General features: G+C 46.7%; 11 protein-coding genes. 5 read left to right on the top strand and 6 right to left on the bottom strand.

The window, feature by feature from the left end; all coding sequences use genetic code 11:
• The first annotated feature begins 6 nt into the window (after positions 1 to 6).
• The 5 genes from HMPREF1536_RS02245 to HMPREF1536_RS02225 all read left to right on the top strand — a co-directional run bounded on the left by HMPREF1536_RS02245 (position 7) and on the right by HMPREF1536_RS02225 (position 9,757).
• Positions 7 to 1,386 carry an aldo/keto reductase gene (locus tag HMPREF1536_RS02245; protein WP_028728520.1) on the top strand — a complete coding sequence of 460 codons (1,380 nt, stop codon included), beginning with the start codon at positions 7 to 9 and terminating at the stop codon, positions 1,384 to 1,386.
• A gap of 205 nt (positions 1,387 to 1,591) precedes the next feature.
• Entirely contained in the window at positions 1,592 to 1,993 is a 402-nt protein-coding gene (gene nikR, locus HMPREF1536_RS02240; RefSeq protein WP_028728519.1) for a nickel-responsive transcriptional regulator NikR, read from the top strand.
• Positions 1,994 to 2,086: 93 nt separating this feature from the next.
• Entirely contained in the window at positions 2,087 to 4,006 is a 1,920-nt protein-coding gene (locus HMPREF1536_RS02235) for a TonB-dependent receptor plug domain-containing protein (protein WP_028728518.1), read from the top strand.
• A 339-nt stretch (positions 4,007 to 4,345) separates the two neighbouring features.
• Entirely contained in the window at positions 4,346 to 8,674 is a 4,329-nt protein-coding gene (locus HMPREF1536_RS02230) for a T9SS type A sorting domain-containing protein (protein WP_082207471.1), read from the top strand.
• A gap of 12 nt (positions 8,675 to 8,686) precedes the next feature.
• The gene (locus tag HMPREF1536_RS02225; RefSeq protein ID WP_046151778.1) at positions 8,687 to 9,757 is read left to right on the top strand and encodes an outer membrane beta-barrel protein; all 1,071 of its coding nucleotides are present in this window, start codon (positions 8,687 to 8,689) and stop codon (positions 9,755 to 9,757) included.
• Positions 9,758 to 9,818: 61 nt separating this feature from the next.
• Here HMPREF1536_RS02225 and HMPREF1536_RS02220 read toward each other — a convergent pair whose 3' ends face one another.
• The 6 genes from HMPREF1536_RS02220 to HMPREF1536_RS02195 form a co-directional block, all read right to left on the bottom strand.
• Positions 9,819 to 12,215, bottom strand: coding sequence for a glycoside hydrolase family 127 protein (locus HMPREF1536_RS02220; RefSeq protein WP_028730507.1), 2,397 nt, complete (start codon positions 12,213 to 12,215; stop codon positions 9,819 to 9,821).
• 208 nt (positions 12,216 to 12,423) lie between these two features.
• Positions 12,424 to 14,877, bottom strand: coding sequence for a glycoside hydrolase family 127 protein (locus HMPREF1536_RS02215; protein ID WP_028730506.1), 2,454 nt, complete (start codon positions 14,875 to 14,877; stop codon positions 12,424 to 12,426).
• A gap of 143 nt (positions 14,878 to 15,020) precedes the next feature.
• Complete coding sequence (locus HMPREF1536_RS02210; protein WP_028730505.1) at positions 15,021 to 17,006, bottom strand: retaining alpha-galactosidase; 1,986 nt, start codon at positions 17,004 to 17,006, stop codon at positions 15,021 to 15,023.
• A 104-nt stretch (positions 17,007 to 17,110) separates the two neighbouring features.
• Positions 17,111 to 18,472 (bottom strand): DUF6055 domain-containing protein, encoded by a 1,362-nt coding sequence (locus tag HMPREF1536_RS02205; RefSeq protein ID WP_028730504.1) that lies wholly within the window; start codon positions 18,470 to 18,472, stop codon positions 17,111 to 17,113.
• 20 nt (positions 18,473 to 18,492) lie between these two features.
• Positions 18,493 to 20,178 carry a RagB/SusD family nutrient uptake outer membrane protein gene (locus tag HMPREF1536_RS02200; protein ID WP_028730503.1) on the bottom strand — a complete coding sequence of 562 codons (1,686 nt, stop codon included), beginning with the start codon at positions 20,176 to 20,178 and terminating at the stop codon, positions 18,493 to 18,495.
• 19 nt (positions 20,179 to 20,197) lie between these two features.
• A complete protein-coding gene (locus HMPREF1536_RS02195) occupies positions 20,198 to 23,353 on the bottom strand; it encodes a SusC/RagA family TonB-linked outer membrane protein (RefSeq protein ID WP_044193767.1) in 3,156 nt (1,051 codons plus the stop codon).
• Positions 23,354 to 23,620 lie beyond the last annotated feature (267 nt).

Genomic DNA, 23,620 nt, shown 5'->3' with positions numbered 1-23,620 from the left:
AGACCTATGAAAGATCAACATATCAACCGCCGCGATTTTCTGAATATCGTAGGTATCACGGCTGCCACTACGACCGCCGCACTTTATGGCTGCGCCCCGAAAGACCCGAAAGGTTCCGGTAGCAAAGCCGCTTCGCCTGTTCCGACCGACCAGATGACCTACCGTACTTTCCCGGAGCTGGGGGATAAGGTTTCCCTGCTGGGGTATGGCTGTATGCGCTGGCCCACTATCCCTTCACCCGATGGGAAAGGGGATCTGATCGACCAGGATGCCGTCAACGAACTGGTAGACTATGCCATCGCCCACGGCGTGAACTATTTCGACACGTCGCCCGTCTATGTGCAGGGCTGGTCGGAAAAGGCTACCGGGATCGCGCTTAGCCGCCATCCGCGGGAGTCGTATTACCTGGCAACCAAGCTGTCTAATTTCTCGAACTATACACGTGAAAACTCGATGGCCATGTACCGCCGGTCGTTTAGTGAACTGCAAACGGATTATCTCGATTACTATCTGCTCCACTCCATCGGAGGCGGGCAGGGAATGAAGACGTTCAACGACCGCTATATCGATAACGGAATGCTGGACTTCCTGCTGAAAGAACGGGAAGCGGGACGCATCCGTCATCTGGGTTGGTCGTTCCACGGTACGTCGGATGTATTCGATGAAGTGCTGGCTATGCACGACACCGTTCACTGGGACTTTGTACAGATACAGTTGAATTATGTCGACTGGCGTCATGCAACGGGACGGAATGTGAATGCCGAGTACCTCTATCAGGAGTTGGAAAAGCGGAATATCCCCGCAATTATCATGGAACCGTTGTTGGGAGGCCGCCTGTCGAATGTGCCGCAGCATATCGTTACCCGGTTGAAACAGCGCCGCCCCGAAGATAGTGTCGCCTCATGGGCTTTCCGTTTTGCCGGTTCGCCGGAGTTGGTGCTGACGGCGTTGAGCGGTATGACCTATATGGAACATTTGCAGGATAACATCCGTACTTATTCCCCGCTCATACCGTTGACCGATGAAGATAAGGACTTCCTGGAAGAGACGGCGCAGCTGATGATCAAATATCCGACAATCCCCTGCAACGACTGCAAATATTGTATGCCGTGCCCGTATGCGATAGATATTCCGGCCGTGCTTCTTCATTATAACAAATGTGTGAACGAAGGGAATGTACCGAAGAGCCGGATGGATGAAAACTACCGCGAAGCCCGCCGTGCCTTCCTGGTCGGTTACGACCGTAGCGTGCCGAAACTGCGGCAGGCAGACCATTGTGTCGGTTGCGACCAGTGCAACGAACATTGCCCGCAAGCGATCGACATACCGAAAGAGTTGCGCCGCATCGACCAGTTCGTCGAACAATTGAAACAGGAGACGCTGTGAGACGGGTGATCCGGGTTGGGAAATATTTTATGGTTTCCGTACGTGAGCCTTGGTTTATATCGACCGGGTATAAACCAAGATTCACCGGATCTGTAATTAAGGTAATATTATCTGTAATTTATATTACGCTTTTTCTTTTTAATCCATTTACCTTTGTATCGGTAATAAATAGTATATTTACCGCCTAAATAGAATGCAAAATCGTATGGCAATAAAACGTTTTGGTGTCTCCCTGGAAGACAATCTGCTGGAATCGCTTGATCAGTATGTGAACGAGAATGGCTTCGCCAACCGCTCGCAGGCTATCCGTTTCCTGATAGAGAAGAACGTGGCGGAGAAGAAATGGCAATGCAACCATATCGTGGCCGGTACCATTATTATAATGTACGACCAGGAAAAGAAAGCGATCGCCTCTAAGATTGTCAGTATCGAGCAGGACTATCAGGACGTTATCCTGTCGTCTTCCCAATATTATGTCAACCGGCATTTTTGTCTGCATATCGAGACGGTGATGGGTACTGCCCACCGCCTCACCGAACTGGCCGATAAACTGACCGCTATCAAGGGAATAAAACACGGCAAACTGGTGATGAGCCGGGCGGATTGAGCCTATTTTTTTATCCCTATGGTAACACGTTTTCAAAGAATGGTGTTACCTTTTGAGCAAAAGCAAATAACAAATTATTATACAAGTTGAATTATGAAGAAAGGATTTTTACTTATTTCGGGCTTATTGGTCACTACGGTTGTTTACTCTTCCGTGCCGGTTGAGCCCGTTGAACCGCTGGGAATAGACAGCCTGATCAACCTTCAAGGCGTTGTCGTCTCGGCTAATAAGATACAAGTGAACCGCAACAGCGTGCCGCTCTCCATATCCGTGATCGACAGGGAGGAGATCGAAGCCAGCAGCGAGTCGGCACTCCTTCCGGTACTCTCGCAGCGTGTCCCCGGATTGTTCGTCACCCAGAAAGGGATCACCGGCTTCGGGGTGAACGACGGGTCGGCCGGAACCGTCAACATCCGCGGGGTGGGACAGGGAAACAAAGTACTCATGCTCTTCGACGGACAGCCGCAGTGGGCGGGGATCTTCGGACATGCCTTGCCCGACACCTACGTGGCTTCCGACGTCGAACGCGTGGAAGTGATCCGAGGCCCGGGCTCCCTGATGTATGGCTCGAACGCGATGGGAGGGGTGGTCAACATCATCACCCGCCATCATAAGCAGGAAGGACGCCGCACGCAGGCCCGTATCATGTATGGCTCGTACAATACCCAGAAATACATGGTGAACAACGGCTACAATATCGGCAACTTCAGCAGCTTTATCTCCCTCAACCACGACCGTACCGATGGCCACCGTCCGAACTCCAAGTTCCACATCACCAACGGTTTCGCGAACCTGGGCTATAAGATCAACGAACACTATAGAGTGACCGGCGACCTGAGCCTGGCCAAGTTCAAGACCCAAAACCCGGGCGAGATCGATGCCCCTGTGCTCGATTATCTCGTGGATGTGTTGCGCGGTACCACCTCTTTTGCCCTCGAGAACCACCACGAAAAGACAAGCGGTGCCTTGCGTGTCTTCTACAACTGGGGTAACCACGAGGTCAACGACGGCTACGAACCGGGAGGAACCCCGCGCTCTTACCTCTTCCGCTCGGACGATCATAACACGGGCGTCCTGCTCTATCAGTCGTTCCGCCTGGTGGAAGGGAACACCTTCACGGCCGGTATCGACTACAAGAACTGGGGAGGCCATGCCTGGCAGGATAGTATCAACAATAATAAAAATGAACTTATCGATAAATCGGTTAATGAGATTGCCGGGTATGTAATCATGCAGCAGGACTTGTTCGACATGCTAAGCATCAACGCCGGCGTGCGTTACGAGCATAACAGCGTATTTGGTGGCGAATGGGTTCCGCAGGCAGGTCTTACTTTTCGTCCACTTGAAGGAAATGTGATCCGTGCCTCTTTCTCGAAAGGTTTCCGTAGTCCGAATATTCGGGAAATGTATATGTGGGGAGCTGCTAATGCAGATTTGAAGCCGGAGAATATGTTGAATTATGAAGTAGCTGTCGGCCAGTCTTTCCTCGACGGCCGCCTGTACGGGGAGGTGACGGCTTTCTTTATCGACGGTAAGAACATGATTGAGTCGGTTCGGGTGAATCCCGCGAGCCAATTCCCTCAGGAAAACCGCAACGTCGGCACCTTCACCAACAAGGGGATCGAGCTGGAGGGACGTTATCAGATACTCCGCAACCTCAGCATGGATATGAATTACAGCTACCTGCACACCAGCAAGCCGCTTCTGGCTGCCCCGGCTCACAAACTGAACGTCGGTGCCACTTATTCCCCCGGCCGTTTCACCTTTAATGCGAACGTGCAATCCGTTTACGACCTGTATGTCCGCCTGGAAAATCCGGCAAACAAAATCTCCGAAGTGAAGGAGAACTACACCGTCCTTAACGCCCGGGCTGCCTATCGCTTCGGTTCGCGCGACAAAGGGCTGAACCTCTTCGTCAAAGGAGAGAACCTGACCGCTACCCGTTACACCATCAATTATGGCTTCCCGATGCCGAAAGCCGTGTTCATGGGAGGGATCGATGTGACGTTCTAAGTGATAGAGTAAATAGGATATCTGCAAAGAGACTGCTTTGAAAAAGGCAGTCTCTTTTTGTTTTCCGTCGTCTTTTATGAGTTTTTGTTAAATAGGTTGAAAATTTAACTAGTATGAAATTTACATTTTGTTCGTTTTGTAAAGGGGGATGACGGAAATGTTTACCGTATAGCTTATGTATTTCAAAGCTGAGTTAATCTGTTTAAATTAACTACCACACCTCATCCTAATTTGTAAATTTGCGCCAGTCGGATAATAGATTTTAACTGTCTGGGAAAGGAAAGAACCCATTTTTTCTGGGAGAACGATATTTTATAGAACTTTATTTTATTTAGAATTATGAGTGAGAATGCTACAGTGTTAGTAACTGGCGGTAGGCCGGTCGGGTTTGTTAGACCTCGTGTCTATAACTACAGAAGCAAACCTATTGTTTTGTTTTTTGCCTTGTTCTTATTGATACTATTTCCCGCTAAGTCGCTAGCGGCGGATGTAGAAGTCGGAACGGTTGGAGAATTGCAGGATGCGGTGACCAATGCTAGTGAAGGGGATGTTATCACATTATCAAACAGCTTTGTATTTGGTGAGGTATCGCTTTTGATGCCTACCGTCAACGTTACGATCGACGGAGGGGATAAGGTGTGGAATATAGGGACTTTCCGTATCTCCGGTGCCGGAGATAAGACCCTGACAATTAAAAACCTGAAGGTGGATGGTGCCACAGCAACGAAACGGTTGCTTTATAGCACGGCAACCAACGGTAAGCTGGTGCTGGAGAGGATGGAATTTTACAACTCTTCGTTCGGGGCCTTGGATATGGGCACTGGGGTAGATGCCTCTACGGTTGTTTCCTATACGAGGATATACAATAATACGGCAAATAACACCGCCCCGGCCGTTTGGGTGTCCGGTTATTCGAAGGTGGCGATCAACAATTGCACCATCGAGAACAACATCGGTACGGGTGCGGGCTACGAATGTGGAGCTATCGGCTCGAAAAACTATCTGGGGACACTTGAGCTTAACAACACTATCTTGCGAAAAAATGTGAACAAGTGTCTGCTTTCCGGCCCCTTTGGAGGTGGTGGCGGTGCCATGTCGATGCATTATTTCTACGGAAACCTGACTATAAACGAATGCCTTTTCCAACAGAATGAAACGAACGGGGCAGACGGAAATGTACAAAATACCTTTGACGGCGGAGCAATCTATATAATCGATGGTGGAGGAAGTACCTACGGCGCGTCATTAAATATCAACAAAACGACCTTCGACAGCAACCTGGCTTACGACGATGGCGGCGCCATGATGATACAGGTGACCGGGACAGTGGGCATGACGACCAATATAACCAGCTGCACGTTCTACAACAACCGAGCATACGGGTTGGACGGTGCGAACGTTACCGGAGGAGCTATCCAGTTCTTCCTGAACGGCGGTAGCAGTAAAATGAGCAACATCCTGACAAATTGTACTTTTGTGGATAATGTATCGGGTAACGAAAATTCGAAAGTAGACCAGCGTGGGGGGGCGATAGGCCTGAGCGGAAACAGCTCATGGGGTATCGTGGCTTCCGTTACGAACAACGGCTCTTTGTATATGGGAAATAAGGTCTATAATTCAAGCGGTGTGCTGAATACAGCAAGCAATTATAAAGATATTTCCAATTCGACAACCGTCGCGGCGGGAACAAGAAACGTGCTCAACGCCGACAAGGGCGCTACTCCGGCCTATACCGTCGACGATGTGCTGGGAAAGAACTATAAATTCTCCGCCAACCTCACCGGTGTAAAGGCCGGTGTGAAAGACGAAATCGTGAAAACCGTCCCCATCAAGCCGGAAGGTATTGCCGACAACTCCTACAACTACTCGACAATACTCCCTACGACCGACCAGCGGAATTTCAAAAACTTCAAAGACCAGGGCGCAATAGAGATGTCGTGGGTAAAGTATAATTCCAACGGCGGAACATTCGGTTTGACCCCCCAGACGGAATACGTGGGCGAGGTCTATTACGAAGCCGGTTCCGACAATAAGGCAACCAATTACTACACGATCGGCACGATCGACGGGAAAACCACGGTTGTAGACGGCAAGACCACCCTGAAGGCGACCCACGCCACGAAAAGTTTCTTGGGTTGGGCCCTGACCGACGACGCAACCGAGCCAAATGCCACTTACAAGGTGGGCAACAGCCTGACGTATGCTGAAGGGAACCTCACCCTATATGCTGTTTGGGGCGATGGCGGGAAAGTGGTCTACCACTCCAACTTCGACCCGGATCAGACCCATGAAGTCTCTTATGACGGTGGAAACGTAACTACCGCCACTTACCCGGAAACCGGATTACCCAACCGTCCGAACCATATCTTCACCAAGTGGACAACGAACGCCGACGGCACCGGGACGACCTATCTGCCGGGTTCTACTTTCACGGTGACGACGGCCACCGACCTCTATGCACAGTGGGAACCGAATACGACCCTTAAACTTCAATGGTCTGTCTCCAAGACAACTAACGAACTGCATGAGTTCAACGACGTACCTAATAACTCCACCACTTCAGTAATGGTGGGAACGCCTGTTTATGTGCAGATCAGGCCTGTCAATCTTACTAATATCGATTACGACACGTGGTCAATCGAATATGCGGCTACGCCTGCGGATTACCACTATCCGATGGATGCCCCAATCGCTAAAACGGTGCGCTACGACTTCAACAAGGGAGACGCCCATACGCTGGAGGGTACTTACTATTATAATGTCACCAAGTTGATCCTCTACAAAGCAGGTGCCGAAGTAGCCACCTACCTGTACCGTAACGCAAGTTGTACGCATAAGGTCATCATCGAGGACAACCCCGTCAAACCGGTTCCCGCCCTGCAATGGTCGGTTTCGACCGTCACCTACGAGCAGCCCTACTTCAAAGATGTGAACGACCAGGCGACCACTTCCGTGAATTACGGAACCCCCGTCTTCGTCCAGATCCGCCCGGTAGGACACGAAGGCCTCAACTTTGAACGCTGGGCTATCGAATACACCGTGACCCCGGCAGAGCACTATTACGGCATGAACCCGACGCTCAAAACCGAACGTCACAACTTCAACAACCGGGAAGCACATACCGAAATCGGGACTTACATATATACTGTCACCAAACTGACGCTGTATGACCTCTACGGTAACCAGGTGGTCGAAACATACGACTATGCTACTTCCCCGTACCGTCACACCATCATTATCAAAGACGGTGAAGGCCCCGGCCCGGGCCCCGGAGGAGGCCTGCAATGGTCTGTCTCCACCACTTCGAACCAACTCGAAGATTTCCGCGACGTGGACAACCTGACCACGACGGCGGTGAACAAAGGCACGCCCGTCTACGTCCAGATCCGCCCGGTAGGTTTCAGCAACGTCACCTACGACCGCTGGGAGATCGAGTACACGGCCACGCCCGTCGACTACCATTATCCGCTGGATGAGGCCGTTGCCAAGACCGAACGCTACACCTTCAACAAAGGGGAAGCCCACACGCTCGTAGGCACTTACGTCTACACCGTCTACAAGCTGACCCTTTACAACGGTGAAAGCATCGCCACCGAGCACTACTATACCGAGCCGGCCTACGTCCACACCGTCATTATCCGCGACGGCGGCCTGATCGGCCTGGGCGACATCGCCCCGTATTGCGGGACGGAAAGCGAGTTCCGTATCCCCATCCAGCTGCTCGACCCGGACAATATCCTCGAATACGCCGTCCGCTTCTCCGATGAAGCGCAGCAGGCCGGCTTCAGGGATACGGACTACAAGGACGTGACGGCGAACTACCTGACCGTCCCCGTCAGCAACATCATCGCCAAAGGCATCTACTCCGGCAGCGTTTACGTACGTAAGAAGAGCGATCCGGGACTGGTGGAAGTGCATCCTTTCGAGATCGAAGTGCTGCAAACCACCACGATCACCAAGCAGCCGCAGTCGGTGAAAGTCTGCGACGGCGACAACTTCGTGCTGAAAGTGGAAGCCATCGGCATCAACCTCAGCTACCAGTGGTTCTTCAACGAGGAAGCCATCCCGGGAGCAACGGCCGACACCTACGAGGCACCGCTGACCCCGCAGAACGAAGGCATCTACTACGTCGACGTCTACGGTGACTGCGGACTGGAAACCAGCCGCAAGGTAACCGTCGCCAAGAACGGCCTGCGTATCCAGATCAAATGGAACGACTTCATGTACATCACCAACCCGGACAACGAATACGTCCGCTTCCAGTGGTACAAAGACGGTCAGATGATCGAAAAGCATGCCAACTCGATCTACTATTCCGTGCCTGAAGGCCTGCTGGGAACTTACTGGATCCGCGCCTTCCGTGCCGACGACACCTATATAGACAGTTGCCCGATCACGTTCGAGACGCTGACCCAGTTCCCCGTCACCCGCGTCTTCCCGGCTATGGTGAGCAAGAGCACCCCGATCACGGTGCAGACGGGAACGCCCGGCGACGCACCCGGATCGGCCGTCGTGGAGGTGTACAACCTCAACGGCCAGCTTGTCAACCGCCAGGAGATGAACACCTGGGAGACAACGATCCCGACCGACATGGCTTCAGGCAGTTACATCGTGAAGGTAACGACCGAAGAAGGCAAGACAACAACCCATAAAATCATCATCAAATAAACGAATCCAAATATGACACACATGATATCCAACATAAGAAGCATCGTATTATCGCTGGCTGCCGGCTGCCTTGTAACGACCGTTTCCGCGCAGCAGGGAACGGGCAGCCGCGAACGCAACCGGTACGGCGACCGCCGCCAACAGCCGCGTGAGTACCGCGAGTCGGAGCAGGACACCACGAAAAGGAAGACTTCCTACCTCACCGTTTCGGGCGGGGTGGGTTCCTCTTCCTTCCGTTACGACCTGAATTACCAGATCGAAGGTTTCCAGGAAAAAGGCAACCGGGACAGCAAACTCGGCTACGAGATCGATATCCGTTACAGTTACTTCTTCAACCCGCACTGGGGCTTCGCAACGGGGGTAGGTATCTCCCGTTACGCCACCGTAGGCCGGTTGAGGGGCGATATGTCGGACGACAAGTACATGAAACTGGGCAACATGATCGACGACGACGATTTCTCCGGCCACCCGCGCGAGTTTGAACTGCGTGCCCGCCTGAAGAACCTCGAAGAGAAACAGACGGCCTTCCTGCTCGATATCCCCCTGATGGCGATGTACCAGACACGCTTCGGCGAGGAAGAAAAATGGGGCATGTACGCCGGCCTGGGCGTCAAGCTCCAGATACCTGTGCAGACGAAATACAAGGTGCAGGGCAATCCGGCCAGCGAGCTGAACATATCGGGTTACTACCCGCATATCCCTTCGGACGTGGGTTCGCCATCGGAATCGCCTGTCCCTCACCACGGCTTCGGCACGATCAGCGACCCCGGCCGGGAGCTGGGCTGGAAGGGCAAGAACAAATTGAAACTGGGTGTGGCGGGAACAGCCGAACTGGGCTTCCTTGTTGCCTTGGGTGAAGACACCGACCTGCTTCTGGGCGGGTATATCGACTACGGGTTCACAGACATGAAAAAGAAAAAAGACCAGGGCCTTTTATCCTCTCCGGCTTCATACCATCCGGAAGGAAACAAAACCGTTGGCCAGGGAATACCTTACAATGGCATGCTTAACTCAAATATTACTGATAAAGTCAAGGTAATGTCCTTTGGCGTAAAGCTAGGGTTTAGGTTTAAACTAAATTAAAACTACTAGTATAAATCCTTTAAAGAGAAAGGGGAGGGCCGGGAGGTTCTCCCCTTTTTGACTATTCCACCGCCCACTCAAAAAGACCGGCTGAATTTTTCTCCGGTTGAACCACTTCCAACTTGACGGCAGAAGTTTTTACCGGAGTGAAACGAACGGTATTAGGTTCTCCTTTGGCAATGCCATAAGAAGAAGTGTTCGCTACGGGTTGCCAGTTACCGGAAGCGTCTTTATAATAGATTTTCCAGCTTTGCGGGATACGGCAACCTCCCCAGGGAGCATCGTCATACCAGTAGATAGTGGTGCTGGAAATTTCTTCCGGCTGTTCAAACTCATAAGCGATCCATTCGGTTGTTCCTTCCTGCGGCCACCAATGATAATAAGGAGCCGTACGGTCATTTTCATCCTTTGGGGTCAAGCCGTCGTTGATGGCAGAGATTGATTTTGCCATGTGGGAAGCTGTGATCTTTGCTTTGGAAGCGATCGTTGGTGGCATTACCGGACGGGTGGCACTCACGTCCTGTGGCAACCAGACAGCCATTTCACCGGTACCACGATGTGCCCAGGCATAATAAGGGATCAGAGTCAAAGTGACATCTTTAGTCACCAAACGGCCGGTTTCGTCGTAACCCAGGGTTTGCGCCTGTGTTTTCAGTTCGTCGATACCATATAGCAGTTCCGGTTTACGTTCTACGGTAAATTCCGGCTTACGATTCATAAAGACACTCAGTACGCTGAAGTCATTATCCGGCCATTCGGCGCAATAAACAAGCGGGCCACGTTCCACAGAGATCTTTCCACGGTCGGCTTCCACCTTTGAATTGGCTTTTACCGTACGTGGTTCCATATCAAAATGAACTTCCACGACATCCCCTTTTTTCCACAGGCGGTTTATAGCGAAATAACCCTTATCGAGATTACTTCTGAATGTTTCTCCATTCACTTTTACAGAATAATTCAATTGCTTATTATCGGTAAATGAATATAGATTGCTCGGAACGACTTCACCCTGTACCCAGCCTGGTATACGAATCTTTAAGGTGAAGTTTTGTTTTCCTTTCGGAGAAACGGATACGCGGATATCACCGTTCCAGGGATATTCTGTAGTCTGGGTCAAGGTCACTTTCTTTCCTTCTACATTCAGCTCGGATGTGTTGCTCATAAACAGATTGACATATACATCCTTATTATGTACCGCATAAACATATCCGGGTAAAGACGGAATAAAACGGCAGATATTAGACGGACAGCAGGCACAACCGAACCAGGGCTGACGTTGATGCTGGCCGATAGACTCCAACGGGTTCGGATAGAAGAAACCGCCACCGTCCAGAGAGACACCGGAGATCAGCCCGTTATATAACGAACGTTCCAGTACATCGTAATACTTCGATTCTCCATGCAGGAGAAACAAACGATAGTTCCAATAAACATTACCGATCGCAGCACAGGTTTCACAATAAGCTGACATATTGGGTAATTCATAATTTTCCCCGAATGCCTCACCATTACTTGTGGCACCGATACCTCCGGTAACATACAATTTCTTCGTTACCACATTATCCCATATCTTATCGATAGCATGTACATATCCGGTATCACCGGTCAGGGCTGCGACATCCGCCATGCCTGAATACATATAAGCCGCACGAACGGCATGGCCAACTGCCTCATCCTGTTCCAGAACAGGTTTATGAGCCTGGCTGTACGCATCCGTACGGGAAGTATAACCACGTTTATCGAGAAAGAATTTAGCCAGGTCGAGATATTTCTGTTGACCGGTTACAAGATATAGTTTAGCTAGCGCCATCTCTGCGATCTGATGGCCGGGAACGCGAACGAGCTGTCCGGGCTTATCCCCTATCTCCCGTTCCACACAATCGGCATACTTAATGGCGATGTTAAGGAAGTTCTTTTTTCCGGTGGCCTGATAATGAGCGATGGCGCCCTCTATCATATGTCCTAAATTATAAAATTCATGGCTCAGGTCTTCTACCTTTTCCCAACGTTTGCTTCCGGCCCATTCATGCGGATTCTCCGGATTCATGGTACGAGAAGTATACAGATACCCGTCGGGTTCCTGTGCGGCAGCGACTATCGTCAGTACGCTATCGATATATTTAGCCAGTTTCTTGTCCGGATAAGTCTGCATGGAATAGCTGGCACCTTCAATCGTTTTATAGACATCGGTATCATCAAAAGCAAGACCACCCACCTTATACTCGCTACTGGGATGAGCAGCTTTACAGAAATTTTCATAACGGCCGGTTTCTTCACATTTGCTGAATGCCAGGGGTATTGTCACTTCACGACTGGCTTTCAGGCGTTGTCCCCAAAAGCTGTCGGTTACTTTTACAGAAGTGAATGGTACGGGAGTGATCGGATACCCTCCGTCATGTGTCTGCGCACTTCCGGCCAGGCATATACCGGTTAGTGCTATTACCAGAATACTTTTCATGTTATTAGTCATTAAGTGTATATCATTATACTTATTTATTCATGGTGTAAAAGTAACACCTTATCAATAAATGAGTGTATCATCGGACATGTTATTAAGCAGATATCTAAAGATTTAATGCAGGCATTGACCTCCCGTCAAGCCTGCATTATTTCAAATCAAATACTTAATCTACAAAAAGTGTGTGTGTATAACAGTCTATGATGTTTTAGTTAACTTTCCATTCGATCACACCGCCCGATTCACCTTTCTGTAAGTTGATTACGAGTTTCAGGCCGGAAGTTGTGACGGGTTCGAAGTCGACCGAATTGTAACAATCTTTCTTACAACCGTATTCACCATTAGCCTTCACATCTTTCCAGGTGTTTCCTTCCTTATATTGAACTTTCCAGTTGGCCGGAACACGGTAGTTACCATCGTAATGGTCGAACTCGAGCCAGTAGACTTCGACATTCTTCACTGTTTCCGGTTGGTCGAATACATATTCGATCGCTTCTTCCGAACCCGTTTTCAACCAGAAATAATGATAGGGTTTCGACATATCGTCCGAGCTTGCAGGATCCCACTGATCGTTTACACCGTAACAATACTCACGACGTTCGATTGGCAAGCCGTCTTTCTGGATCGGTGCACTGACAATAGTAAATGATTTTGCACGGGAAGCGATACTCGGCTCCGGAGTTGGCTTGGCATAAGCGGCGGATGCAGGGATCCAGACAGCCATTTCAGCATTCCCCCGGTTATTCCAGGTTGAATAAGGGATCAATCTGACCGGAACATCTTTCTCTCCGACCGTTCCGTCTGCATTACGATCCAGTTCTTTAGCAGTTCCTTCGAGTTCTACGATTCCATTCAGTTTATCTTCCACATATTTATAAGAGAAAGAGTTATTATCCGGAATATACTTATTAAAGACATGTTTGTCAGGCATATCCACCCCTTCAAGACAGTAAACGACCGGGCCGCGTTCAATAGCCAATAAACCTTCGTCCGCTTTTACTTTATCATGTGCTTTGACACGGCGTACATCCATCGGCAAAGTCAGCTCGACAATATCCCCTGCATTCCACTGGCGGTCGATAGCTATATATCCCTCGTAAGCTTTACTTTTAACAGCTTTTCCATTTACAGAAACAGTATATTTATCTGCTTCCTGTGAAGTAAAGGTGTACAGGTCGCTTCCTGTGACAGGTTCGTTTTCCGCCCATCCCGGGATACGCAATTTTAATGCGAAGTGGGCTGGTTTCTGAGGAGTAACGGTCAGTTGCACTTTCCCTTCCCAAGGGTATTCTGTAGCCTGATCCAGTTCGATCTCATTTTCTCCGAGTTTAACAGCACTATTGCTGGCAATATACAAGTTTACGAAAACACTGTTTTCCTGTGTTGCATACATATACATCGGGACAGAAGCCATAAAACGGGTTACATTACCCGGACAGCAGGCACAACCGAACCAGGGAGCACGTTCGTGTTGTCCCATAGACTCCAGCGGATTATCGTAGAAGAATTTATCTCCGCTTAGAGAGACACCGGAGATCACACCATTATATAAGGCGCGTTCCAACACATCCACATATTTAGCATCACCGGTTGCCAGGAACATACGTTGGTTCCAGTAGACATTCGCGATAGAGGCGCATGTTTCACAATAGGCACTGTGATTATGTAATTCATATTCCGGCCCGAAGCCTTCGCCCTGCGCTCTTGAACCGATACCGCCGGTGATATACAGTTTCTTCGTTGCCATATTGTCCCAGATACGGCAGATGGCATTGAAGTAAGCAGAATCTTTTGTCAATGCAGCCACATCGGCCACACCGGAATAAAGATAACCGGCACGTACGGCATGTCCGACAATCTCCTCCTGTTGCAGGATAGGCATATGATCCTGACTGTATGCATTCAGGCGATGACCATCGGTTCCACGTCCTGTTTCTTCCACGAAGTAGCGGGCCATATCCAGATATTTCTGATCGCCTGTCACTTTATACATCTTTGCCAGTCCCATTTCTACAATAGGATGCCCCGACGGCACATGTTTCTGTCCTTCTTTCGGGCCAAAGACTTCGCAAACCAGATCGGCATTTTTTATGGCAACGTCCAGTAACGAGCGTTTACCCGTAGCCCGGAAATGGGCAACTGCGGCTTCATATAAATGTCCGCAATTATAGAGTTCATGGCTATTCAGTTTCTCCCAGCGTTCTTTTCCCCACCAGCGCGATAATCTTTCGCATTTATTGGTTACACAGGTAGTCAGGTAGCCATCCGGTTCCTGGGCGGCACCGATCAACGTGATAACACTATCCAGATAAGCATCCAACTGCGGATCATATTTAACGGCTAATGAATAAGAGGCCCCTTCTATAATCTTGTACGGATCGGTATCATCGAAAGGAAAATCTCCTTTATGTTCTCCTTTGATAAGTCCGCCGGCTAAGGCGAAATTATCGAAACGTCCGTTCAATTCGCATTGTTTGAATGCAGACGGGATAGAGACTGTCCGGTTCACTTCGATACGGGGAGCCCAAAAATTATCTGTCAGATGAACTTCGGTAAACGGAACTTCAACGATCGGTTCATTCGACGTATATCGATCCGGATTAGACTGGCACGCGAACAAACCTACTACGGAGACTGATGCAAATAAAAGTTTTTTCAGCATAGTGTGAATATTTTGTTTTATACTACTTAATCGAAAATTACAAATGCAAATAAAGAGAATAAGAAGCGCTTTATATAGAAATATTGTCCATTAGAATAACAGATTAGACTATTCTACCATTATTACGGACTAATAATACACTCTTATCGCTTTTTCAGGGAAATGGCAATACCGCCGCCTGGGACCATCAACAACTTCAACCGGGTTTGTGAAGTAACAACCTGTTCTTCCTTTTTATAGTCGGCAGCCTGCTTTGCCGCATTTGCCCCATCTTTAAAAATTGTAGCCGTATAGTCGCCGCTATCAAGAAAAGAAAGATCCAGTATCACCTCGCGAGGCTCCCAGTTTGTCATTCCACCGATATACCAATCTGTCCCTGCACGGCGGGCCGATACAATATATTCTCCCATTTTTCCCTGAAGAATACGTGTCTCGTCTATTCCCGTATTGGGAATACTAACGATAAAGTCGGTACATTCCTGTTCCTTCCGGTAGATGGTGGGGTTATCGGCCAGCATAGTCAGCGGTGAATCGTGCACAATATAGGCAGCCAGCTGATGGCAGCGTGTTCCCTGGCTCATCGGGTTATAGTAAATATCTTTGAAATCTTTCTTTGAGGCATTCCTCATCGCTCCCGGCGTATAATCGACTGGGCCGGCCATCATACGGATATAAGGCATGATCACATCATATTGCATCATATCTTTTTCAACCGTACTCCATTTCATTTCTTCCATACCGAACACACTTTCGAAGTTGATTATATTCGGGAAAGTACGGTTAAGTCCTGTCGGTTTATAGATGCCGTGCAAATCCAATGTCAACTTATGTTTTGCTGTCGCTTCGGCAATCCGGTAAACCATATCTACTGCTGTCTGATCATCCCTGTCAAGGAAATCGACCTTGAAGCCGCTGATACCAAGTTCTGCGTATTTTTTGCAGGCAGCTTCCAGTTGTTCATCGAGTACATTAAAAACAGTCCACAAAATAATATCTACATTTTTACTTTTAGCATAATGAACGAGTTCGGGCAAATCCAGTTCCGGTATAACCATCAGCATATCACCGGATTTCGGATCGTACCATCCTTCATCCAGTACAATAAACTCAATCCCGTTCTCAGCCGCAAAGTCAATATAATATTTATATGTATCCATATTGATACCAGCCTTAAAATCCACGCCATAAATTCCCCAGTCGTTCCACCAGTCCCAGGCAACCTTTCCCCCTTTTACCCATGAATAATCTCCGATACGATTCGGGGAAGCCAAAGCATACACCAAATTATTCAAAGGCATCTGTGTATCATTTTCAGATACGGCAAGAATACGCCAGGGGAAGCTGCGTGTACCTTCCGATTTCGCTATATAATCATTGCGTTCGACCACATAACTCATGTGCCGCCACGGGTGATAATCCATACGAGAGGGATAAGAGGCAAACTCTCCTTTCAAAGAGGTCGTTTTGCCATCTCCTTTTACAAACATTCCGGGATAAGCTTCCAGATCGGATTCCGTTATTGTCAGTTTGACTCCATTGGCATAATCTACCGTCACAGGAAGAAAGGCTACATTTTCCGTATCAAAAGAGGTTAGTGGTGCTTTTACATAAAGATTCTGGAAAGCCATAGCGTATGGATCCTTATTCTTTGCTGCCGTGGAATAAGCCATATAGGTTGTATAGTCTTGATCGAAATTAAATTCAGCCAACTCATTTTTCAGGATAAATGGCTCCTTGAAGGATGTATTAAAGCGATATGCAACACCATCGTTATATGCACGAAAAGTGACACTATACTTTCCTTTGAATGAAAGGTTTATCTCATTATAATCCGTAATAAATGAGGGCACACGATAAAACGGAGAATGTACCTTTTCCGAAACTGTCTTGATTTTCTTCGAAGCAACCTGTGGATCCTGTCCTAGTACATGATCCTCCAATATTAAAGCAATTGAACTTTTATTCAGTAGTTGTTGTCCAGCAAAGTTAAGGGAGTAAGTAATTTGTTTATCTACATTGATCGTTGTGACCAGTTTTCCATCCGGTGATTTTAATATATAATCTTTCCCGTATGCAAAGGCTCCCATACAACACATTAAAAACACAGATACAATTTTAAAACTTTTCATGTCAATGTATAATTAGAATTTGGAATAAAAAAGGGAGATGCCCGATAAACAAGCGATATAAAACTCAGACATCTCCCGAACAATTAAAAGAAAATTCGTATTGATTACTCTATATCGGTACCCGAAATTTTAATTTTATAGGGCCATTGAGCATCGACTTCAGTAGATGAATTCATCCAGTGTTCTGTCGGAGCTCCCATTACAACCAACCACAAGTACGATAATTTTACATCGGAAGGAGTTGTAAAGGAAATCTGCCCTTCCGCATCACGGCCAACGGTTCCCAAAACGGATTTCCCTTCAGTCGTAACACCTACAAAACCATAACGCCAACCGGCTTTATCCGCATTAATCATGTTATAGCCTGTAGCTTCTGACAAGCCTTTGAAATAGACTTCTACAACCTGTCCTGCTTCCGGTACCTTAAGTTTAATAGCATTAAATCCGTAATTCTCCGGACATGCCTCCTTTACAACCTGTAACCAACCGCTTCCATCCTCTTTCAGATTTGCTTTAAAGGGGGCAAACGAGTTGGCCCATTGTCGGGTAAGATCATAGACACGGTCGTAATCGAGATTGACCAAATGCAGATAAACATCCATCATTTCATCATTAAACTGCTCCTGTGTCATTTCATTCATCCTTTTATAGGTAATGACAGGATCTTCACCTTTCAATCCCTGTCGGAACATCTCTGCGATAATCGGCAACCCATGTTTAACACCCCAATATTCCAGCACGTAAGGAGAATGATAAATATTATCAACATGAAGGAATGCTTTATGTGTCAACTCCTTAAATGCAACCCAGTGATAGTTTTCATCCTTCATCCAATCTGGATTTACCTGCCAAAGCATCCACTGAGACGCCATTTCATAAATGCCGTTTCCTCCCCAGGCTTCGCCTTGTCCGTCGGCAATGATCTGTAACTGAAAGCTATGACCGAGTTCGTGAGCGACGGCATTCAGTTTTTCGTCCTGTAACCGGTTAGGTGCTGCCCAGAATGCTCCGATCTTATTATCGTAAGTACCGCCATAGGCTGTTCCTTCCAATGAATACATGATCATGACCATCATCCGGTATTTTTCACTCAGAGAACCCGGTTTGACGAATTGCAGTTCATCACGAAAATAGGTATAGAATGTTTCCAGCTTCTTTTTAAGGTTGTCAAGATCGACTTTCATCGACTTTCCTTCCAATTCCGGAGGGTTCGCCAGGTTTTCTCCAAAACCTTTTTGCCAGTAAATAACCAGATTATCGGTATAATCCATCCGGTTATAACTGTAATCGCAAGTATCCGACCACCAATTCTGCCCGGAAAATTCTTCGGGACGATAGAGTTCTTTACCTTCAGGCAGTTTCCCGGTTTCACCGGAACCACCTTCTTCGCTATCTTTACTGCACGACGAACAGGCGGCAAATAATAATAAGGCGGCAACCGGAATGCATTTCAAATATGTTTTCATTCTCATTTTCTTTATACTATTTATTCATACGGGAGCAGATCAATGAGTGGAGCTTTTTCATATTCTTCGCGCATAACCGGCATCCAATAATTCTTCTCTCCGTTAAAAGTCATAGTGCGGATCGGGTCAGGATTTCTCACATACAACTTCGAACCATTTGCATATTTATAAATTGTCATGCTATATCGCGGATGTGAATACACTTCCTCCAGTTTTTTCCAGCGACGCAGATCAAACCAACGCTGCCCTTCAAAAAGCAACTCCATCTGACGTTCATATTCATATTCCGCACGAATGTCTTTACCTGTTGCTGGAGGTAATAAAGCACGCTCACGGACTAAATTGATATACTTTAAAGCTTCCGTATTATTACCCAGTTCAATCTGACATTCCGCATAATTTAAATAAACCTCAGCCAAACGAAATACAAACCAGGGGGTTGAATTCGATAATGTTCCACTCGTATCAAAATTCGGATCCAAGAATTTACGCATACTAAAGCCTGTTATTGTAGCATTCCAGTAAGAAGGGCCGCCACGACTGTCCAGACCGGCAACAACGCCATCCTCTCCAGGCATAAAATACTCAACCGTACGTTTATCGGCACCATAGCCCCATTCATCTCCATCAACCAAAATATTTGCTTTCAAGCGAATATCCCGGTTATCCCACGGATATTCATCTTCTGCTTCAATTTTATATTCAGTACCATCAGCACATTGGAAACGATCGACTATTTCCAATGTCGGTTGCATCGTACCCCAACCACCATAACCACTACCCGTACCACAAGGTGACTGATGCAGGAATGAATTATTAGTTTCAGATACTTTCGACTGCGTATCATACAATTTTTCAAAAATTACTTCAGGGTTGTTCTGATCCAGGAACAAATCGGCATAATCATCCGATCCGGAAACCGATTTCAGATTGTATACTCCCAGATCGATCACAGCTTTATTGGCATCTGCCGCTTTTTGCCATTTATCTGTAGAAGGAGTTCCGAACAACGGACTTGCCATATATAATAAAGTGCGTCCTTTCAAGGCCAACGCAGCCCCTTTGGTTGCACGTCCCAGGTCATCTCCCGAACTATAAATGGCAGGTAATAACATAGCTGCACTATCGCATTGTGAAACAATATAGTTACCAACATCATCCAGATCAGCACGTGTCTCCGTAAATTCCGAATTCAATTCATGCGTATTACTAATCAAAACAACACGTCCGTATAAACTATATAACATATGATAGAAATAAGCACGGAGAAAATATCCCTGTCCCTTTAACTGATCTTTCCATTCTTCATTTTCTTCCGTTTCAGCAGGGACATCATCAATATGCTCCATAAAATAGTTCACATCCTTAATTGCGAGGTAATAAAATTCCCACATTCGATACTTACTTGCATCATAACCGATTGCAAAATACGGGTAGTCAGTTCCTAATGTACCATCCAACGCATGTTCCGTCCAATAAGAATGCATCTGGTGAACCTCGTCTGTCAAACTGGCAAACCGGCTTCCACAAGAGTTTTCAGCCACTATTTTAATATAGCTGTTATTTATATATGTTTCAGCTAATGCCAAATCGTTCCATACAGATTCATCCGTAAATGAGTCCGTCGGTGATACATCCAATACATCACAAGAGGATATCCCGAAAAGCGCAGTTATTAATGCGACACTGCATATATATTTTTTCATTTTCATAATCTCTAATTAATTAAAAGGTTACATTGACTCCAAAATTGATTGTCCGTTGCAACGGATAACCCAAAATACCACCGGAAGAAACCAAATAGCCATCGTCGTTATAATAACTTGCCACTTCCGGATCCGAAACCTTAATGTGATCTAATGTAAACAGATTATTTGCATTCAGATAAACACGTGCCCGTTCAATACCTACGTTCTGTAAAAGAGTCTTAGGTAACGTATATCCTATTTCAATTGATTTTAAACGCAGGAATGCAGCATTCCTCAGCCACCAGGTAGAAGATACTCCGTTGACATCATCCATATAACCCGAGTCATTGATACAAGCACGCGGCCAGCGGGCTGCGGCATTTTCCTCTGCGCTATTGGTTGCAATCCAACGTCCTTCATAAAAATCTGTCAACATATTCATGGTCGGTGTAATCAACTGATGAGCCATAGCTTGTCCCTGGAAAAAGACATTCACATCCAGTCCTTTCCAACCTCCGTTTAAAGTGAAACCATAAATAATTTTAGGTACAGCAGAATAATTATCATAATATCTCATATCATCTGCTGTTATCTGACCATCATTATTAAAATCTTCATACTGCAAATCGCCAACCTGAGTTCCTGCCAAATGAGGGGAATTATCGATCTGTTCCTGTGTCTGGTAGATACCCAATGCATTGTAGAGCTCCAATCCTCCGTAAGCACGGCCTGTCACCCTCCGCCATTCGACTTTATTTGTTGCTTCATCGGAGTAAACCACTTCATTTTTAGCAAATGTAAAGTTTCCGGTTACCCCCCAGGAAAATTCATCATTTCGATCCTGATAAGAAGCAATGAACTCAATACCTTTATTATTCATCTTACCTATATTTTCAGCCGGCAATTTCAATCCGGAATACAATGGGATAGACGCATTACGGGTAATCAAAATATCACTACGTTTAGAAAAGAAATAATCTACATCCAAACTAAACTTACCATTTAAGAATTGAGAAGAGAAACCTAAGTTAGTAGTACGTGCCGTTTCCCAGGTAACCAGAGGGTTCGCAGTACGGGAAAGATACAGACCTTTATTTTGTGAACCGAACTGTATACTACTTTCATTAAATAAATACTGGGACAGATATTGGAAAGCCGTAATATCATCATTACCCATTTTACCCCAGGAACCTTTCAGTTTGAAGAAATTGACAGTCGGTTTTAAATTTTCCCAAAAGGCTTCTTCCGACATGACCCATCCCGCAGAGAAACCGGGAAATAATCCCCAACGATGCCCTGGTGCAAAGTTCATGGAGCCATCGTAACGCAGCGTTACTTCTGCCAGATATTTATCCTTATAGCCATAGTTGACACGTCCGAAAATATTCTGACGGGCTGTCTTTGTGGAATAACCGCTGTTGGACTGGTCTTCCGGATCATCGCTACCGGCATTGATTTCAGGAATTTCTGTCGAAAGGTAGTTCGTACGATAAGCCCCCAAACTGCTAAAATCATACTTACTTTGTTCGTAAGCGACAAAAGCATCTACTTTATGATCCTCATTGAATGTACGGCTATACCCTAAGCGGGCATTCAATGTTATACGGGTAGAATTGTCAGACCATTGATTTACACTGATCGCTCCGGTTTGATCACGCTGATTTTCATATTCTCCCCATACACCTTCATTTTCCCGTCCGGAAGAAACATATTTGTACACGTCATACGGATGGTTAAGTGTCTTACCATTACGGAACATAAAGTCCATAGCTGCATACCCTTCAAAATACAAGCCCTTCGTGATAAAATCCATATCGACACGTATGATAGGCTTTAGATTCAGATAATTGTATGTATATTTAGTTTCACCCGGATCTTTCGTTACCATGACAGCCGGGTTTGTCGATGCATATTCCATGCCGACCAGCGGATACTGACCATCAGGAGAATAAGCTCCGTAAATCGGCTTGCACTTCATCAGGAAATCAAATAAGTAGTTTGTCGAGAACACGCCGCGTGTACGTTTTTCCTGACGTCCCTGAATATCTAATCCGACTTTTATATATTTACCGACCTTTGCATCGATATTGGAAGTTAACTGATACTGGCCATAATCCTGAGCAGCCTTCTTATAGATAGCATCCTGCCACATATACTGTGCAGAAGTATAAAAAGAAATTTTATCATTACCACCGTTCACCGACACACTGTGTTCCGTTTGCGTAGCCCAGTTTTTAGATACCGTATCCCACCAGTTCGTACTCGGATACTGATAGGGGTTTTCGCCATTCTGTGCCCAATTTATTTGATTTTCCTTGAAAGTAGTTTCCAGTCCGTGACCTGTCTGGTACTCATTAACGTAGGTCATATACTGATAAGAGTTCAACATTTCCGGAACCCGTGTAGGCTGTGAAAAACCTACACGTCCGCTATAAGAGAGAGTGGTCTTTCCTTCTTTACCACGTTTGGTTGTAACCAGGATAACACCGTTCGCGGCACGTGAACCATAAATAGCAGCAGAAGCATCTTTCAAAATAGAAATCGATTCGATATCTTCCGCATTCAAACGGCTGAAGCTACGATCGGCAATACCGTCAACTACAATCAGTGGGCTGGTACTGCCAAATGTTCCCTGACCACGGATCTGAATGGTCGCTCCATCTTCTCCCGGTTCACCAGAACGAGTGTTAGCAATTACACCAGCTGTTTTACCAGCCAGGGTATTACTCAGGTTGACAGCCGCCACCTTCTTTAATTCTTCCCCGCCGACAGAAGAGATAGAACCGGTCAATGTCGCCTTTTTTTGTGTTCCGTATCCAACAACCACCACTTCATCCAAACCTATATTACTTTCTGATAAGACCACATTGAATACAGTTTTATTTCCAACTGTAATTTCCTGTGGTTGCATACCTATATATGAAACTACCAAAACGGCACCCGACGGTACTTCCAGTTCGAACTTACCATCGATATCAGTTACCGTACCTATTGTTGTACCCTTTACCTGTACAGCTGCCCCCGGCACTGAAATACCTTGCTGATCGTTGACAGTTCCGGTTATCTTCCTGTCTTGTTGTACAATATCCACAACTGGTATACGATCATTCATCAGATGTGACACATCTGATGCTGTAGCACGTGCTACAGCAAATACCGGAGATAGGCCTAACAGTCCTATTGCCAGCAACATTGTCCTGTTCTTACTTAAGCAATTAATGCCCTCCACAGGATACAAATTCTTCAATTTGTTTTCTTTTACTTTTTTCATACTAATAGATTATTAGATTTATAATCCGTTTGCTATATACAAAGGAAAAGGATATGTAACATTTATTATAAAAGAATCAAACAATACGATCACAAAATAGTCCAATTCGGCCATCTTTACTCGCAAGACATCAAGCATTAATAATCAAACGATTCAGACCAATACTTGAATTATTTTTCTATTTATATG

This window comes from Parabacteroides gordonii MS-1 = DSM 23371 (genome assembly GCF_000969825.1).
GTDB classification, from domain to species: domain Bacteria; phylum Bacteroidota; class Bacteroidia; order Bacteroidales; family Tannerellaceae; genus Parabacteroides; species Parabacteroides gordonii.
This window is presented reverse-complemented; position numbering and strand designations above follow the sequence as displayed.

Excerpts from the sequence above, each read along its gene's own strand:
- HMPREF1536_RS02245 (WP_028728520.1), top strand. The coding sequence starts at position 7 with ATGAAAGATCAACATATCAACCGCCGCGATTTTCTGAATATCGTAGGT.
- nikR (WP_028728519.1), top strand. The coding sequence starts at position 1,592 with ATGGCAATAAAACGTTTTGGTGTCTCCCTGGAAGACAATCTGCTGGAA.
- HMPREF1536_RS02235 (WP_028728518.1), top strand. The coding sequence starts at position 2,087 with ATGAAGAAAGGATTTTTACTTATTTCGGGCTTATTGGTCACTACGGTT.
- HMPREF1536_RS02230 (WP_082207471.1), top strand. The coding sequence starts at position 4,346 with ATGAGTGAGAATGCTACAGTGTTAGTAACTGGCGGTAGGCCGGTCGGG.
- HMPREF1536_RS02225 (WP_046151778.1), top strand. The coding sequence starts at position 8,687 with ATGACACACATGATATCCAACATAAGAAGCATCGTATTATCGCTGGCT.
- HMPREF1536_RS02220 (WP_028730507.1), bottom strand. The coding sequence starts at position 12,215 with ATGAAAAGTATTCTGGTAATAGCACTAACCGGTATATGCCTGGCCGGA.
- HMPREF1536_RS02215 (WP_028730506.1), bottom strand. The coding sequence starts at position 14,877 with ATGCTGAAAAAACTTTTATTTGCATCAGTCTCCGTAGTAGGTTTGTTC.
- HMPREF1536_RS02210 (WP_028730505.1), bottom strand. The coding sequence starts at position 17,006 with ATGAAAAGTTTTAAAATTGTATCTGTGTTTTTAATGTGTTGTATGGGA.
- HMPREF1536_RS02205 (WP_028730504.1), bottom strand. The coding sequence starts at position 18,472 with ATGAAAACATATTTGAAATGCATTCCGGTTGCCGCCTTATTATTATTT.
- HMPREF1536_RS02200 (WP_028730503.1), bottom strand. The coding sequence starts at position 20,178 with ATGAAAAAATATATATGCAGTGTCGCATTAATAACTGCGCTTTTCGGG.
- HMPREF1536_RS02195 (WP_044193767.1), bottom strand. The coding sequence starts at position 23,353 with ATGTTGCTGGCAATAGGACTGTTAGGCCTATCTCCGGTATTTGCTGTA.